Source organism: Snodgrassella sp. M0110 (assembly GCF_016101465.1).
GTDB lineage: Bacteria > Pseudomonadota > Gammaproteobacteria > Burkholderiales > Neisseriaceae > Snodgrassella > Snodgrassella alvi.
Genome location: NZ_JACFQM010000004.1, coordinates 82,827 through 96,910, shown reverse-complemented (window position 1 = coordinate 96,910; position 14,084 = coordinate 82,827). Strand labels below are relative to the sequence as shown.

The following is a 14,084-nucleotide window of genomic DNA, read 5'->3' as shown; positions in this document are numbered from 1 at the left end:
TGTACGCATATTTAATCATACAGGCGATGATCGTATTCAAATAATGAGTTAATCCACTCGTCTGGTGCTTTGATAAACAGTGCTCTATGGGTATAGCTTAAGGTATTGTCGTAATGATCTTTAATCTGGCGAATACCGAACGATTTATTCATGTAATAACCATCCCATCTTTTGAGATTAATTTAAATAGTTGTGGATTGACCTTGTCTAAGCCGGCGTAATCAAAAAGAACACTGTTAGGAATGCGTAACATACTAGCATCAGTTGCTTCTAAGGTTGTATAAGTGCCCGCTTTAGTTCAAAGTCTAATTGAAAGAAACTATCGGCTGATTGTGATTACCAGCTGTTACATTCGGGTATTGTTTTAGCCTCAAACTTTTCCATTTTACCGTCTGGCAAGCGGACAATAACCATTCGAGTACCAACTGGCTTATCGCGCCTGGTAAATTAAATGTCAGACTTTAAATAACATCTTTGTCGTCATAAGAATTTATTTATTTTTTAGATATTTTTGAAATTTTTTATTTCATCGCTAGGATAAACTCAATTGTTGTAACTATGTCGGAGGAAAAAATAGCTGCAAATGTTTTCATTTATTAGGACTGATATTTACCATGACATTTATTACACAGGGTTTTTGTTTCCTATCATGATAAAAGCTATGTGTGCGGTGCTTTGATATTTAAAATAAAAATGTTAATTATGATAATTAGATGTATATGCACTGGGTAATAATAACAAATGTCGTTTTAGGTGAAAATAAGTGAAAAGTTATTGTTTTTGTTATAAAGTATAAATACTTTGTGCAGTTTGCCTTTATAGCTTGTAGTTAGAAGATTTTTATTTTTTATGTTAACGGGGGAAATGAATATGGCTTTACAACTTTATGATGAAGAGTTTAATAGTCGTTTGTTGTTAGGCACTGCTGCTTATCCCACACTCGAAGTACTGCGTACGGCAGTAAGGAAAGCGCAGCCGGCTATGATTACGGTTGCTTTACGCCGTCAGAGCGCAACTTCGGCAGAGCATGGGCAGGGTTTATGGGGATTGTTGCAGGAACTGGCTGTACCGATTCTTCCTAATACTGCCGGTTGTCTGAGTGTAGAAGAGGCGGTAACAACTGCGCAGATGGCCCGTGAGGTATTTGAAACAGACTGGATCAAGCTTGAACTGATTGGTGATGATGATACCTTGCAGCCGGATGTATTTCAGCTGGTGCGTGCAGCCGAAATCCTGATTAAAGAGGGTTTCAAAGTACTGCCATATTGTACTGAAGATTTGATTGCCTGCCGTCGCTTGCTGGATGCCGGTTGTCAGGCACTGATGCCATGGGCTGCACCGATTGGTACCGGTCTGGGACCGGTACATGAATATGCTTTGCATGTCCTGCGTGAACGCTTACCGGATACTCCTCTGCTTGTCGATGCAGGCTTGGGCTTACCTTCGCATGCGGCAAAAGTAATGGAGTGGGGTTTTGACGGGGTATTGCTGAATACCGCAGTTTCACGTAGTGGCTTGCCGGTGATGATGGCAGAAGCGTTTGCACTGGCTATTAATGCAGGAAGAATGGCTTATGAAGCGGAGCCGGTAGTACCGCGAGACAATGCACAAGCCTCTACACCTCAGGTCGGACAGCCGTTCTGGCACTATGCTTAACTATGTTTTCATTTGTCACTGAATACTGAGTTTGTGTGAAATGGCTTAGCGGTTATTGCTTAACAGTTGCCGGATAAGGAGAATTCTCCCAATAACATTTTGAATTGAAGAGTAGCAAGCAGATTAAGATTAGTATTCAATAAAAGACCTAAAGCGTATATAAGCTTTAGGTCTTTTATTGATTATTCTGTCCTGTTTAATTGATGCATATGTAATTAAAGAGGACGGATTTTTGGGTATTAATGATTCGGATGGTCTGTATCGGTATAGGTAATGCGTTTTTTCAGTTGCTGACGATACAAAGGCAGGAACATGGTCAGCAGAATAAACCACACTGGTGTGGCTATCAGACCGGTAAGCGTATCTTTATCCTGACTGAACAGGTACAGGACAAAAACGAAAAATATCAGGCAGGCATAACACATAGGTATACCCAGAGGCATTTTGTAAACTGAGCGCGCATGCGCTTCAGGATACAGCCGGCGATAGCGCAGATAGGCAATCAGAATGACTGCCCATACAAAAATAAAGCAAATACTGGATACGGTGGTGACAATCGTGAATACTTTCATCACGTCGCCTTCCGCATAAAGCAGACCAACACCAATCAGCAGCAGAGCACAAGAATATAACAGACCGTTTTGCGGCACTCCGTTGGCGGATAGCCGTGCAAAAGCTTTCGGGCCAACGCCGTTTTTCGACAGGCCGTACAGCATACGGCCGGTAGAATACATACCGCTGTTGGCGGAAGACAGTGCAGAGGTGAGTACAACAAAATTAATAATAGTGGCCGCAGCACTGATGCCAATCAGGGTAAACATATTGACGAACGGGCTGCGGTCGGGGGCGACCATATTCCACGGGGTAACCGTCATAATAATGGTTAGTGCCAGTACGTAGAAAATAATGACACGCACCGGTATTTTGTTAATGGCAGCTGGTAGGGTGGTATTAGGATCATCTGTTTCAGCTGAAGCAGTACCAACCAGCTCAATGCCGACAAAAGCAAAGATAGCAATCTGAAATGCGGCAAAAAAACCTGACCAGCCATGAGGCATCCAACCGCCGTAAGACCATAAGTTGCTGATTTTGGCCTGAATGCCGCTGGAACTGGTAAAGCCGGTTAGTAATAAATAGCCGCCACAGCCGATAAGCGCGAGAATCGCCAGAATTTTAATCAGGGCAAACCAGAATTCCAGTTCGCCGAAGAGTTTGACCGATAACAGATTCAGCGCCAGCAGGATGGCAATGCAGATAATGCCGGGCAGCCATAATGGCACTTCCGGCCACCAGAACTGAGTATAGCCGGTAATCGCTACGATATCTGCCATACCAATCACTACCCAGCAAAACCAGTATGACCAGCCGACATAATAACCTACAGTCGGATTCAGGATATCGGTAGTGAAATCGACAAAAGATTTGTAATGCAGATTGTGCAGCAGTAATTCACCCATGGCACGCATCACAAAAAACAGAAATGCGCCGATGATGACATAGGTAAACAACACAGATGGTCCGGCCAGGCTGATCGTACGGCCTGAACCCATAAACAGACCGGTGCCGATTGCGCCACCAATAGCAATCAATTGTAAATGTCGGTTTTTCAGTGTGCGTTTTAACTCAGGTGGTCGGCTCATGGTGTATCCTTTACAGACTGGAAAACAAAAATAGAAAACATGGTTTTATTTTTAGAAATGTATACTTTGGTATAAAGTTAATTATGATAAATATGTATGCTGCTAAATACAGGCCGATTTATTAGGATGTTTGTATCCATATACTGACATAAGCATATTTTGCAAGATGCAGGTCAGCCTGAATTTATAATACTTTATCACAATTTATTGATGTAGCCGGCAATATATGAATATAGTTGTTGAGAATGAGAAACTGTTGTATTAAGGTAGGTGTTTTATTGGCAGAGCGTTACAAAAAGACGGGATAACAGATAATTGAGGAAGGAGAACATATCCATGCGCGCCATCCGGACCGGATTAGTGGTGGGCTATGGTTTTATCGTGATGTTTATCAGTACAGCCATAAAAGGAGTTTATCAGGTTTATTTTACCAGTCTGGTAAATCATTATGCTGTGAGTATTGAAACGATGGCTCTGGTTGGTGGTTTTTTTGGTCTTGCCCAAGGTGTTTATTCGATATTAGTCGGTAATCTGTGTGACCGTTGCGGAGCCGGCCATGTCCTGTTATCGGGAATGCTGGCTGCTGCCTGTGCCTTTTTACTATTTTCCTCTAGTAACAGTTTCATGACTTTTGTACTGGGGTTTCTGCTGCTGGCTGCATATGCGGTTGCTGCCCTGACTTTTGTACCGGTCAGTATTCTGATTGACAGATATGTGATACCTGAGCGGCGCCAGTTTGCGTATGTGCTGGCCACTAACGGTATTGCTGCCGGTCTGATGATATTGTCTCCTCTATGGATTTATCTGGACGGCTATATGTCTTGGTCAATGCTGTGTGCTATTCTAGCTGGCGTATATGCTTGTCTGGCTATTGTTCCGGCATCGTTAAGCAGGGTAGAGGGTATCGGTACACCTATAAAAATTCCTGTAAAAACAAAGTTGAAGTCAGCAGGTATGCCTCCTGAATGTCAGACATCCGCTCGGAATATTATCGCACCTTTACCCCGTTACTGGTATCTGGACTGTCGGTTTGTGCTGTCTGCCTTAGCTTTTTCCGGCTGCGGTACTTCAATGATTTTTATTGATGTACATTATGTTCCGGCAATACAGGAAATATTAAGTCATAATGAAACCGCCAATCTGTTTACTGGTACTTCACTCAGTCTGCTGGGGCTGGCAGAAGCTGTAGGCAGTATACTGATTGGTTATCTGGTGGCTAAAAAAGTATCCCTGCCTTTATTGCTGTGTTTGCTGTATATCGTGCGTTGTATAACGCTCATGGCACTGGCTCTGTGGCCGGAACCAATGATGGTGCCGCTGTTCGGGATTTTTTTCGGAATAACTTATATGGGAACCGTCATTATTATTTCCCGTCTGGCCGGTTCTATTTTTGGTTATCGGCATAAAGGTTTTATTTTTGGTGCATTTTTTCTGATTCATCAGATTAGCGGTTTATTAACTGCCTGGTTTGGTGGTTTGCTGCGGGTATATTGCGGTAGTTATTTTCCGGTTATCTGTTTTGTTGCTATATGGATGGCATTATCAGCGGCAGCCTCTTTCCTGTTATCTATGCTGAAAAATAATGGTAGTTCTGGTAACGGTGGTCGTTATCAGGTTAAATATGAATAATAATTGCCAATTCTGCTATTAATAACTGGTAGGAATTGAGAACGGCGAACATGACCGTATTTAAAGATAATTATGTTGCCGGACAGGGCAGTGATGAGGTTGATTGTATTGATGGCAGTCGTACAATAACCGAAACAGATTTGAATAAAGAGTGTTAATGATGAGTGAAGAAAAAGTGGTTCATTATCTTAAAGATTATCAGGCACCGGATTTTGCGGTGGCAGATATTAATCTGACTTTTACTCTGGAGGAAGCTTATACCACGGTAATCAATCGTATGACTGTTGTACCAAAGCAGACGCAAAAACCTTGTGTGCTTGATGGCAGTGCGGAACTATTGCAGATTGTTTTAAATGGCAAATCCTTATATCCGCATGAGTATGCTGTGGAAGATGAAAAGCTGATTATTCATACTGTACCGGACAGACAGTTTGTACTGGAAATCACGACCAGACTGTATCCGGCACAAAATAAAACGCTGATGGGTTTATATGAATCCGGTGATAATCTGTATACCCAGAATGAGCCGGAGGGCTTCCGTAAAATTACTTATTACTTTGACCGTCCGGATGTGATGAGCCAGTTTACCACCACCATTATTGGTGACAAAGAGCAGTATCCGGTTATGCTGTCTAACGGTAATCTGATTGATAGTGGTGAACTGGATAATGGCCGTCACTGGGTATGCTGGCGTGACCCGTTTGCCAAGCCAAGCTATCTGTTTGCTCTGGTAGCAGGCAAGCTGGCGGTGCTCGAAGGCAGTTTTACTACCTGTAGCGGTAAAGAAGTGGCGCTGAAATTTTATACTCGTCCGGAAGACCGTGCTAAGGCAGGTTTTGCTCTGGAGTCGCTGAAGCATGCCATGCAGTGGGATGAGGAGCGCTTTAATCTGGAATATGATTTAAATATTTTTATGGTGGTGGCTGTTGGTGATTTTAATATGGGCGCCATGGAAAATAAGGGCCTGAATATTTTCAACACCAAATATGTGCTTGCCAGCAGTGATACAGCTACAGATGCTGATTTTGAGGCGATAGAGGGTGTAATCGGGCATGAGTATTTCCACAACTGGACAGGTAACCGGGTCACTTGCCGGGACTGGTTTCAGTTGTCGCTGAAAGAGGGGCTGACCGTTTTTCGTGATCAGGAATTTTCAGCCGACCGGGCCAGCAGAGCTGTTCGCCGTATTCATAATGTCAGAGTATTGCGCAGTATGCAGTTTGCGGAAGATGCCGGTCCGATGGCACATCCGGTACGACCGGCTTCATACGAGGAAATGAATAATTTCTATACGTTGACTGTGTATGAAAAAGGTGCCGAAGTGGTACGTATGTACCATACTCTTCTCGGTGAAGCAGGTTTTCAGAAAGGAATGCAGCTTTATTTCCAGCGGCATGACGGACAGGCTGTTACCTGTGACGATTTTCGTGCGGCTATGGCTGATGCCAATGGTGTTAATCTGGAACAGTTTGCGTTGTGGTACAGTCAGGCCGGTACACCGCAGGTTAAAGCACGTGGTGAATATGATGCGGAAAAACGTACATTTAGTCTGCATTTGCAGCAATCTATTCCGCCCACACCGGATATGAATGAAAAACAGCCAATGGTGATTCCGGTAAAAGCCGGTTTAATCGGTAAAGATGGCTCACCAGTTTCGTTCCGGCTGGATAACAGTGATTCTGTGGTTGAGGAAACAGTACTGGTATTTAATCAGGCTGAACAGACTTTTGTCTTTAATGATGTAACACAAGAAGTTATACCGTCATTATTGCGCGGATTCAGTGCTCCGGTGAGACTGGAGTATCCCTATAGTGATGCTGATTTAATGCTGTTACTGGCGCATGATAGTGATTCTTTTGCCCGCTGGGAGGCAGCACAAACTCTGTACCGGCGTGCCATTACGGCAAATCTGGCTGCGCTTGAAGCCGGTCAGCCTGTACCACATCATGCTGCGCTGGCTCAGGCCATTACGGCGGCACTGAATGCTGATATTGATCCGGCGTATAAGGCAGTGTTGTTGCAAGTACCGGCTGAAGCAGAATTGTGGGAAGATGCTCAGAGCATTAATCCCGAGCTGTATGTTCGTGCACGTCAGGCACTGTTGCAGGATCTGGCATGCAGTATGGAGGATACACTGACACACTGGCGTCAGTGGGCTGATGAGCAGGAGCAGAACAGCAAACATGCTGCCCCGCAGGAATACCATCCTGATCTGGCCGGTATTCGCAGCCTGCGCAATACTTTACTGCAATGGGGCGTACAGGCCAGAGCAGAATTATTGCAAAGCATTGCTGCCGAGTATCCGCAGCGTGCTACCAATATGACTCATGAATTCGGAATGCTTCTGGCCATTAATCATTTGGCTGATACAAAGCGTAATGAGTTATTAGACCAGTTTGCTCAGCGCCATGCTCATGATGATTTGGTGATGGATAAGTATTTTACTCTGATAGGCAGCAGCCAGCGTACGGATACTCTGCAACAGGTGCAGGCAGCATTACAGAACCACGCTTTCAGCTTAGAAAATCCGAATAAGGTACGTTCTTTACTGGGTAGCTTTAGCCGGAATATTCAGCACTTTCATGCAGCCGATGGCAGTGGTTACCGTTTTATTGCTGAGCATATATTGCACATTGACGGATTTAATCCGCAGGTGGCTTCTCGTCTGGTACAGGCATTTAATCTGTACGGTCGGCTGGAACCGCACCGCAAAGCCTTGATGGCCGAGCAGTTACAGCGGATTCAAAAACATGACGGGCTGTCCAAAGATAGCCGTGAAATTGTAGATAAAATATTAGGTGGCTGAGGAATTGCTGATTTATTTAGTGATAAGCCAGATAAATGAAAGCACTACAGTTGATGCTGTAGTGCTTTTTTATTTCAGTATTTTATTTTTTAAGCCTTATAAACTTAAAAATATCTGTCTTGGTACTGTTTATCCTTCAAGCAGCAGTCTGCCCAGATAGTCATTTTCTTTGGCCATTCCCGGTAAAACAAAGAAAAATCCGCCGCCGAATGGTTTGATATAACGTTCCATCGGTTCGCCATTCAGGCGATTCTGGGTATCAATAAAACCTTTTTTCAGGTCGTTCTGATAGGCAACAAAAATCAGACCCATATCAAGTTGACCGTTGGGTAATACACCCAGAGAGTAACTGAAACTGCGCCGGCGCAGTTTGGCTACATGCCGTTCAGGAATACGTGGTTCTGCACGGCGCATGTGTGAATCAAACAGAATACGGTCGCCATGAGGGTCACTGTTCATTTTCGGGTCATCCATTTCATGTTGCATACCAATGGGTGCTCCGCTGGTTTTGTAACGGCCAAAATCATTTTCCTGATCTTCCAGCGGGGTTCTGTCCCAGAATTCGAGATTGAAGCGAATCAGACGGATTGCCTGATAACTGCCGCCCAGACACCATGCCGGTTCCTGGTTGTTCTTGGTTACCCATACCAGTTCATCCATCAGTTTGCTATCGCTAATGGAGCCATTACCGGTACCGTCTTTAAAACCAAACAGATTAATAGCGGTAGTGTGATTGTCGATATCTCTGGCCGGCAGAAATCCGTCCATTTTCCATACCGGCACCATATACTGATTACAATGACTAATCAGATCGCGCAGGGCATAAATGACACTTTCGCGGCTGTTGGCGCAGAACTGGATTGATAAATCTCCGCCGCACCATGCTTTTTCCAGCCGGTCGTTGGGAAAGCGGGGCATAGGAATCAGTTTTTTGGGTTTGAGCTGAGACAGACCAAAACGCTGGTCAAACAGGCTGGCACCCACGGCCAGGGTAATTGTCAGTGAGTCGGGAGACAGATTTTGACCCAGCAGCCCGGATTCTGCCGGAGGAAGCTGGTCATTTTTTCCTGCTGTGAGTGTTTGTGGTCTGGTGAGATAGGCAATACGTTGTGAAATCCGCTGGAATAACTGTTGCAGCTCTTTTTTGTTTTTTACAGTAACGTTGAAGACAACAAAGATAGCTTCTTTGGTGTCGGGGGTGATTACGCCGGCCTGATGGCTACCCCAGTAATCAACGGCCTGATTGTAATCATGAGTACAGTTGCCGGCCGCATTGGCTGCTTTGACGGCGCCAAGACTGGCGATACCCAGCCCTCCGGCCAGCAGCATTTTCATGCTATTGCGTCGCGTAGTGCTGGCCGGATTGTCTTCAGGCGAGGCAGCTGAGACAGGCTGATGTCTGAAGGTGTTTTTAGACATAACTTAAACCTTAATGAGGATATTTATAATAAACACGTATACTTAGTTGCGCCCTAAGCTGGGCCAGCCGTGCTGTCTGCGTACTTAGTAAGGAGTACAGGATATCGTGATCTGTCTGACTGAGCCGGCTGAAACTTTGGAATTGGTTCTGGGGCAGTTGATAATGCTGCAGAATGGCAAAAATCTGCTGGTAACCATGATTCAGTGCTTTACGCTGCTCTGCTGGAATAAAGCTCTGCAGATGCTGCATGATTTGTGCTGAACCGGTTACATTGGCATGGATATCGGCCAGATCACTGTGGCTATATTGATTTTCTTTGCCGGCAAGTTTGGTTTGCAGAATCATTTCCAGAAAGTCGGATGCTGACTGAACTACTTTGGCAATATCCAGATCATCGGCTGCTACACGTTTTTGTAAATCAATAATTTCATATTGCAGATTGCTGTTTTCTGCCTGAGCCTGCTTTAGGTCTTTGAGTTTAAATAAATCATATTCTAAACGGTGAAAACCGCTAAAATTTGGATCATCGGTACCTTGCAGATAATAATCAGCGCGCGAGTTAATATTCTGGTCAGCATTACCAAACAGTTTGACGATAACCCGTACTTGTTCGTAACTCTGATGGGCACGGATATAATTTTGTTGCGCCTGTTGCAGCTGTCCGTTTTTGCAGGCATTCTCAATTGCATTAAGATATTGCTGGGTGCTTTTTAATTGCAGTACAACTTCCTGCTGATAATTACGAATTGCTGACTGGTATTTTTCCGGAGTGGGAATATCCCCTTTTGCGACTACAGCATTAGAATCATTGATAATTGGTGCCCGTAAACCATGTGCAGCAGCAATGACAGGCACCAGTAAAGAGCAAATAATAAATAGTGCACGAAATTTATTCTGTGTCATTTAAACTTTTCCTTAAGAAGAGCTTTATGGCGATTAATAGCAGGAAACTAACAAATGAAATGATGCTAAACCATACGGGCGGGGAATTATAGGCAGAAATTAAGGCAGGAAAGCTGTCGGACAAAAAGCTATTGTCAATAAAATGTGAGATTTGCACTGCCGGCCACATCACAATATCAGAAGGGGGTTCACTTTGTGTCGACAGATATACACCCGCTTTGACATATGGGGGGAAAATCACAACTAACAGTATAATGCTGGTTATGATAAGGTATTTTTTCAACTGCATGCGGCGGCTGATTACAACAAACGGATAAAATGTCAGGGCAGATACTGCAATGCCGGAAATTACTGTAAGGTATAAATTAGTATAATCAGAATTATTCAGCTGCCTGATCTGACTGGACAATAATAAGATAACTTCATTGCCTGCACAGGCAATAGTAAGAGCTACTATGAACATAGCTGTTGTCCATGAACGGGCCATCTGCTGAGCTTTTTTCTGTTCCTGTGCCGATCCCATGCTCAGGATATACTCAAACATCCAGAACACTACTAAAAATGTCAGTAAAGAAATCAATATCAATATGCTCATCATAAGCATTTTTTGATTTTTATCGGGAATATATCTGAACACGCCACTGATAATTGCTGCCAGGAACAGTACACCGAGTATCAAGCCGCTAAACAGATGGCGCATCCCGCTTTTGCTGTCTGGATTATGCTTAATCCATGAGTAAATAATGCCGACAACAATCAGTGTTACAAAGCATTCACGCCAGACAATAAAAAAGGTTTGTTCCATTCTAAATCTCGTTTTATTTTAAAATTAATTGATTTAAAGACCTGTTCCAATGAAATTTATAGTTACAGGGTTTTTCAGTGCAATTGTAGCAACTGATGAAGCATTGCGCCGATCACTTTTTATTGTGACAGCGGGGGACAAACGTGACATATCTTTTGTTCGTATTCACCATATTGCGACAAGTAACAGATATGGTTGATAAGGGCGTTAAATGTCTGGGGCATGATTTTCAGCCTGAGCTAATTATCAGTAATGCTAGAGAAGTATAAGGCTGTATAAAAGCAATCAAATCATGATTGGATGGTGCCGGTAAATCATATGCTGAAGAAATAACCGGCACATGCCCAAAGTAAGTAAATCAGATATGCAGCAGGTTCTGCCTTATCTGGATTTTTTCCTTAAAAACAATATAGCCATTAATAACCAGAATACACCAAAAGTAATGACGCTAATCCACATTGGCTGGGAGCGGTAGGCAAACAGTGAGGAAGCAAAACTGCCAATCAGACCGCTATCGTCAATAAAATGTGATGTATCCCATGCCGGGCTAATGAGGAAATCAGGAATTGATACGTCATGCTCCAGCAGCATATTGGTACCGTCTTCAACAGCTCTCAGCAATAATGAAATGGCCAGAAATAACAGGACAATACCGGTTATGGTAAAAAATTTTTTCCATTGGATGAAGCGGCTGGTTAGAATAAAAGCATAAAATGTCAGGGCAGATACTGCTATGCCGATAAGTACGGCGAGACAGAAGCTGGAGTAATTCTGACTGTTCAGCTGCATAATCTGGCCGGACAGAAATACGACAATTTCACTGCCTTCACGGGCAATGGCAATGGCTATAATAAACAGAGCTCCCCACCATGAATTGCGGGCTACCTGTTGTGCCATTTCCTGTTCCAGGGATGATTTCATATTTCGGGCGTGTTTGTTCATCCAGTACACCATCTGCACAATCAGTATGCAGGCAACAGCAGACATGCCCATCATAAACATGGTTTGATGATCATCGGTAAGCGCTTTGAATACGCCGTTGATGATTAATGCCAGTATGACAGAAATCAGTACGCCAAGCCCGACACCGCCAAACAAATAACGCATACCATGACTACTGTCAGGATTACGTTTAATCCATGCATAAATAATGCCGACAACCAGTAATGCTTCGAAACATTCACGCCAGACGACAAAAATTGTTTGTCCCATTGTATTTCCTGCTTTTATTTTACTATTAACTGCCCTTTGGGCTTATTCAGATGAAAGTCATCGAAAAAGATATAGGTACCGGGTTTTTTCGGGGCGATGACGACCACTGATGAAGCACCCGGGGCGAGTACTTTTTCTTTGACCAGCTGGGTACTTTCAAACTCGACGGGACCTTTGCCAATATTGGTAACCTTAATGCGAATAATTTTGTTGGCCGGTGCATTGAGGGTCAGGGGAATCAGATCACCATCTTTCATTTTCAGTTCCAGGGTGACTTTATCGTCAGCAATGGCTGAAAATGAAAACATAAGACTGCATAAACCCAATAAGATAAGAAGAAATTTTTTCATAACAGATATTCTTACAGTGAAAGGTGTTGTGGCAGTAATAATGTAATAAGGGATTATTCAGCCAGTTGAAGCTAGAATAATCCCTGATCACAGCCAGCTAAATGCGATTAATAGCTGCCTTTGCGGCCTACACCGGCATAATCAAAATCCCAGCTGACTTCAAATGGTTTGAACCATGGAGCTACGCCGGTTTCTTTGTCAATATGGCGAGCCATCTGGTTGGCTGTTGGTGGGGAGATACGGTAGGTAACACGATATTTGCCCAGACCATTCAGTTTGATGTTGTCACCATAGTGGGGACCATCATTGGCAACCATAGACATGAATTTACCTGAATGTTCGAATTTGCCTTTAGTCAGTTTGGTAATGGAGTATTCTATATTCAGATTGGGAATCCAGTCTCCTTCGGCAAAGCCGTTAGGATTACCTTCTGTTGCATGAATATCGGCTTCCATGTGCACGTCGGATTTGCTGGCCGGCAAATGCATATTACTGTGATCCATGCCATCAGTGTCCATAGTAATAGGCGGCAGATATACACCGGAAATTTCCATTCCGTTTTTAATAATAGGTTTGCCCATGGGGTATTCCTGAGCAAAGGCTGCCATTGATACAAGAGCGGCACTGGCGATAGCAATTTTTTGTAACAGCATTTTATAATTTCCCTATTTTATTCATATTGAGACAAATTGAATCAGATATGACTGCATATCAATTGATAAGGATTATCAATATACTCCTTTTACCAATGTTAGAAAATAATTAAATTATGTTTTTTACTGGTGTTTAATGTTATTTATTGTGGTGAAGATAACAGTAATTTTTTATCCTATCCGTAAAAGTGTCTTATAAATAACAAATTTATATTGATAATTGAATATATCCTTTATTAATAAATATATAGATTAAAAAAGCTGAAAACACCGGCTGAAAATGGTTTCAGCCGTTATTAATATAAATCTGGTCGTTACCAGCCGGAAATCTGATAGAGAAATTTCTAAATTATTTGCTGTTGTGGCGTAGGCAAACTATTGATATATAAGTTAAGTAATGTTAAATTATGCTTGTGGTTGCGATAGCGCTGGTTATGGAGATGATCAGCCGGAACAGATTCCGGATAGTACCTTAATTGGTATGTGTTAGTTTGAAGCAGAAAACTGTTCGGGCTGGTTTGGTGGTATGAATAAACAGTTATCGAAAATAGTTGCCTATGGTGAAATTACTATAAGCAGAAAATGATTAGGTTCTGTGTACTGCCTGCCATATTTGTTGTGCTATGGGTTCTGTTCCCTGCCAGAGCAGGGGTTCCCAGTTACGCTGTTTGCAGAATGAAAATACCAGGGTTTCGGCTCTGATGATGCTGTTACAGGGCTTGAAAACCAGCAACCCGCTATCCTGCCAGTCTGAGTCGGCTTTGATGATATAGGGTGACAGGATATAGGCTGTATATTCGGTAATTTCCTCTGGTTCGTTATGCCATTGGCTGCCGAGTGATGTAGTTTGTTGTATATAATAAAGTGCAAAGGGGTATTGCAGTTGTAGGTTGTCGTGCAATGCTGTGGATAGCGCATTCTTGTCAGGCGCAAGAAGTTTCATTGTTTATTCTCCCTTTGTATTTTATGCTGAATGAGTAATTGTATGAAGTATGTAGTATATCTGTGTA

The 14,084-nt window shown here is 43.1% G+C and carries 13 protein-coding genes; 4 read left to right on the top strand and 9 right to left on the bottom strand.

The features are described 5' to 3' along the window. Positions 1-11: 11 nt before the first annotated feature. Complete coding sequence (locus H3T84_RS07095) at positions 12-152, bottom strand: hypothetical protein (protein ID WP_198218695.1); 141 nt, start codon at positions 150-152, stop codon at positions 12-14. A 718-nt stretch (positions 153-870) separates the two neighbouring features. Here H3T84_RS07095 and H3T84_RS07090 point away from each other — a divergent pair. Further along, the gene (locus H3T84_RS07090) at positions 871-1,656 is read left to right on the top strand and encodes a thiazole synthase (RefSeq protein ID WP_232346141.1); all 786 of its coding nucleotides are present in this window, start codon (positions 871-873) and stop codon (positions 1,654-1,656) included. Positions 1,657-1,895: 239 nt separating this feature from the next. Here H3T84_RS07090 and H3T84_RS07085 read toward each other — a convergent pair whose 3' ends face one another. After that, the gene (locus H3T84_RS07085) at positions 1,896-3,296 is read right to left on the bottom strand and encodes an amino acid permease (RefSeq protein WP_198218693.1); all 1,401 of its coding nucleotides are present in this window, start codon (positions 3,294-3,296) and stop codon (positions 1,896-1,898) included. A 336-nt stretch (positions 3,297-3,632) separates the two neighbouring features. Between H3T84_RS07085 and H3T84_RS07080 the strand changes: the two genes are divergently transcribed. Both H3T84_RS07080 and pepN read left to right on the top strand, forming a co-directional pair. Then, positions 3,633-4,925, top strand: coding sequence for an MFS transporter (locus H3T84_RS07080; RefSeq protein ID WP_198218692.1), 1,293 nt, complete (start codon positions 3,633-3,635; stop codon positions 4,923-4,925). A gap of 160 nt (positions 4,926-5,085) precedes the next feature. Then, a complete protein-coding gene (gene pepN / locus H3T84_RS07075; RefSeq protein WP_198218691.1) occupies positions 5,086-7,731 on the top strand; it encodes an aminopeptidase N in 2,646 nt (881 codons plus the stop codon). A gap of 129 nt (positions 7,732-7,860) precedes the next feature. Here the strand turns inward: pepN and efeB are convergent, their stop codons facing one another. The 3 genes from efeB to H3T84_RS07060 are packed head-to-tail and all read right to left on the bottom strand — an operon-like array spanning position 7,861 to position 10,859. Further along, positions 7,861-9,150: an iron uptake transporter deferrochelatase/peroxidase subunit gene (efeB, locus tag H3T84_RS07070; protein ID WP_084548220.1), complete on the bottom strand. Its 1,290-nt coding sequence runs from the start codon at positions 9,148-9,150 to the stop codon at positions 7,861-7,863. Between the two features lie 10 nt (positions 9,151-9,160). Further along, the gene (locus tag H3T84_RS07065) at positions 9,161-10,054 is read right to left on the bottom strand and encodes an EfeM/EfeO family lipoprotein (protein ID WP_198218690.1); all 894 of its coding nucleotides are present in this window, start codon (positions 10,052-10,054) and stop codon (positions 9,161-9,163) included. Then, positions 10,041-10,859, bottom strand: a complete 819-nt coding sequence (locus tag H3T84_RS07060; RefSeq protein ID WP_198218689.1) for an FTR1 family protein — start codon at positions 10,857-10,859, stop codon at positions 10,041-10,043. Before H3T84_RS07060 ends, H3T84_RS07065 begins: the two co-directional genes overlap by 14 nt. A 143-nt stretch (positions 10,860-11,002) precedes the next feature. Here H3T84_RS07060 and H3T84_RS12315 point away from each other — a divergent pair, with 143 nt between their 5' ends. Next, positions 11,003-11,128 (top strand): hypothetical protein, encoded by a 126-nt coding sequence (locus H3T84_RS12315; protein ID WP_255518379.1) that lies wholly within the window; start codon positions 11,003-11,005, stop codon positions 11,126-11,128. Positions 11,129-11,240: 112 nt separating this feature from the next. Here H3T84_RS12315 and H3T84_RS07055 read toward each other — a convergent pair whose 3' ends face one another. The 4 genes from H3T84_RS07055 to H3T84_RS07040 all read right to left on the bottom strand — a co-directional run bounded on the left by H3T84_RS07055 (position 11,241) and on the right by H3T84_RS07040 (position 14,017). Next, positions 11,241-12,071 carry an FTR1 family protein gene (locus tag H3T84_RS07055; protein ID WP_198218688.1) on the bottom strand — a complete coding sequence of 277 codons (831 nt, stop codon included), beginning with the start codon at positions 12,069-12,071 and terminating at the stop codon, positions 11,241-11,243. Positions 12,072-12,085: 14 nt separating this feature from the next. Further along, the gene (locus H3T84_RS07050) at positions 12,086-12,421 is read right to left on the bottom strand and encodes a cupredoxin domain-containing protein (protein ID WP_025331587.1); all 336 of its coding nucleotides are present in this window, start codon (positions 12,419-12,421) and stop codon (positions 12,086-12,088) included. 107 nt (positions 12,422-12,528) lie between these two features. Further along, complete coding sequence (locus tag H3T84_RS07045; protein WP_025331586.1) at positions 12,529-13,074, bottom strand: iron transporter; 546 nt, start codon at positions 13,072-13,074, stop codon at positions 12,529-12,531. A 586-nt stretch (positions 13,075-13,660) separates the two neighbouring features. Next, complete coding sequence (locus H3T84_RS07040; protein ID WP_198218687.1) at positions 13,661-14,017, bottom strand: hypothetical protein; 357 nt, start codon at positions 14,015-14,017, stop codon at positions 13,661-13,663. Positions 14,018-14,084: the final 67 nt, after the last annotated feature.

What these genes read in the sequence shown, in the direction of transcription:
- H3T84_RS07045 (WP_025331586.1), bottom strand. Translation starts at nt 13,074, where the DNA reads ATGCTGTTACAAAAAATTGCTATCGCCAGTGCCGCTCTTGTATCAATG.
- H3T84_RS07090 (WP_232346141.1), top strand. Translation starts at nt 871, where the DNA reads ATGGCTTTACAACTTTATGATGAAGAGTTTAATAGTCGTTTGTTGTTA.
- efeB (WP_084548220.1), bottom strand. Translation starts at nt 9,150, where the DNA reads ATGTCTAAAAACACCTTCAGACATCAGCCTGTCTCAGCTGCCTCGCCT.
- H3T84_RS07065 (WP_198218690.1), bottom strand. Translation starts at nt 10,054, where the DNA reads ATGACACAGAATAAATTTCGTGCACTATTTATTATTTGCTCTTTACTG.
- H3T84_RS07040 (WP_198218687.1), bottom strand. Translation starts at nt 14,017, where the DNA reads ATGAAACTTCTTGCGCCTGACAAGAATGCGCTATCCACAGCATTGCAC.
- H3T84_RS07095 (WP_198218695.1), bottom strand. Translation starts at nt 152, where the DNA reads ATGAATAAATCGTTCGGTATTCGCCAGATTAAAGATCATTACGACAAT.
- H3T84_RS07050 (WP_025331587.1), bottom strand. Translation starts at nt 12,421, where the DNA reads ATGAAAAAATTTCTTCTTATCTTATTGGGTTTATGCAGTCTTATGTTT.
- H3T84_RS07080 (WP_198218692.1), top strand. Translation starts at nt 3,633, where the DNA reads ATGCGCGCCATCCGGACCGGATTAGTGGTGGGCTATGGTTTTATCGTG.
- H3T84_RS07060 (WP_198218689.1), bottom strand. Translation starts at nt 10,859, where the DNA reads ATGGAACAAACCTTTTTTATTGTCTGGCGTGAATGCTTTGTAACACTG.
- pepN (WP_198218691.1), top strand. Translation starts at nt 5,086, where the DNA reads ATGAGTGAAGAAAAAGTGGTTCATTATCTTAAAGATTATCAGGCACCG.
- H3T84_RS07085 (WP_198218693.1), bottom strand. Translation starts at nt 3,296, where the DNA reads ATGAGCCGACCACCTGAGTTAAAACGCACACTGAAAAACCGACATTTA.
- H3T84_RS07055 (WP_198218688.1), bottom strand. Translation starts at nt 12,071, where the DNA reads ATGGGACAAACAATTTTTGTCGTCTGGCGTGAATGTTTCGAAGCATTA.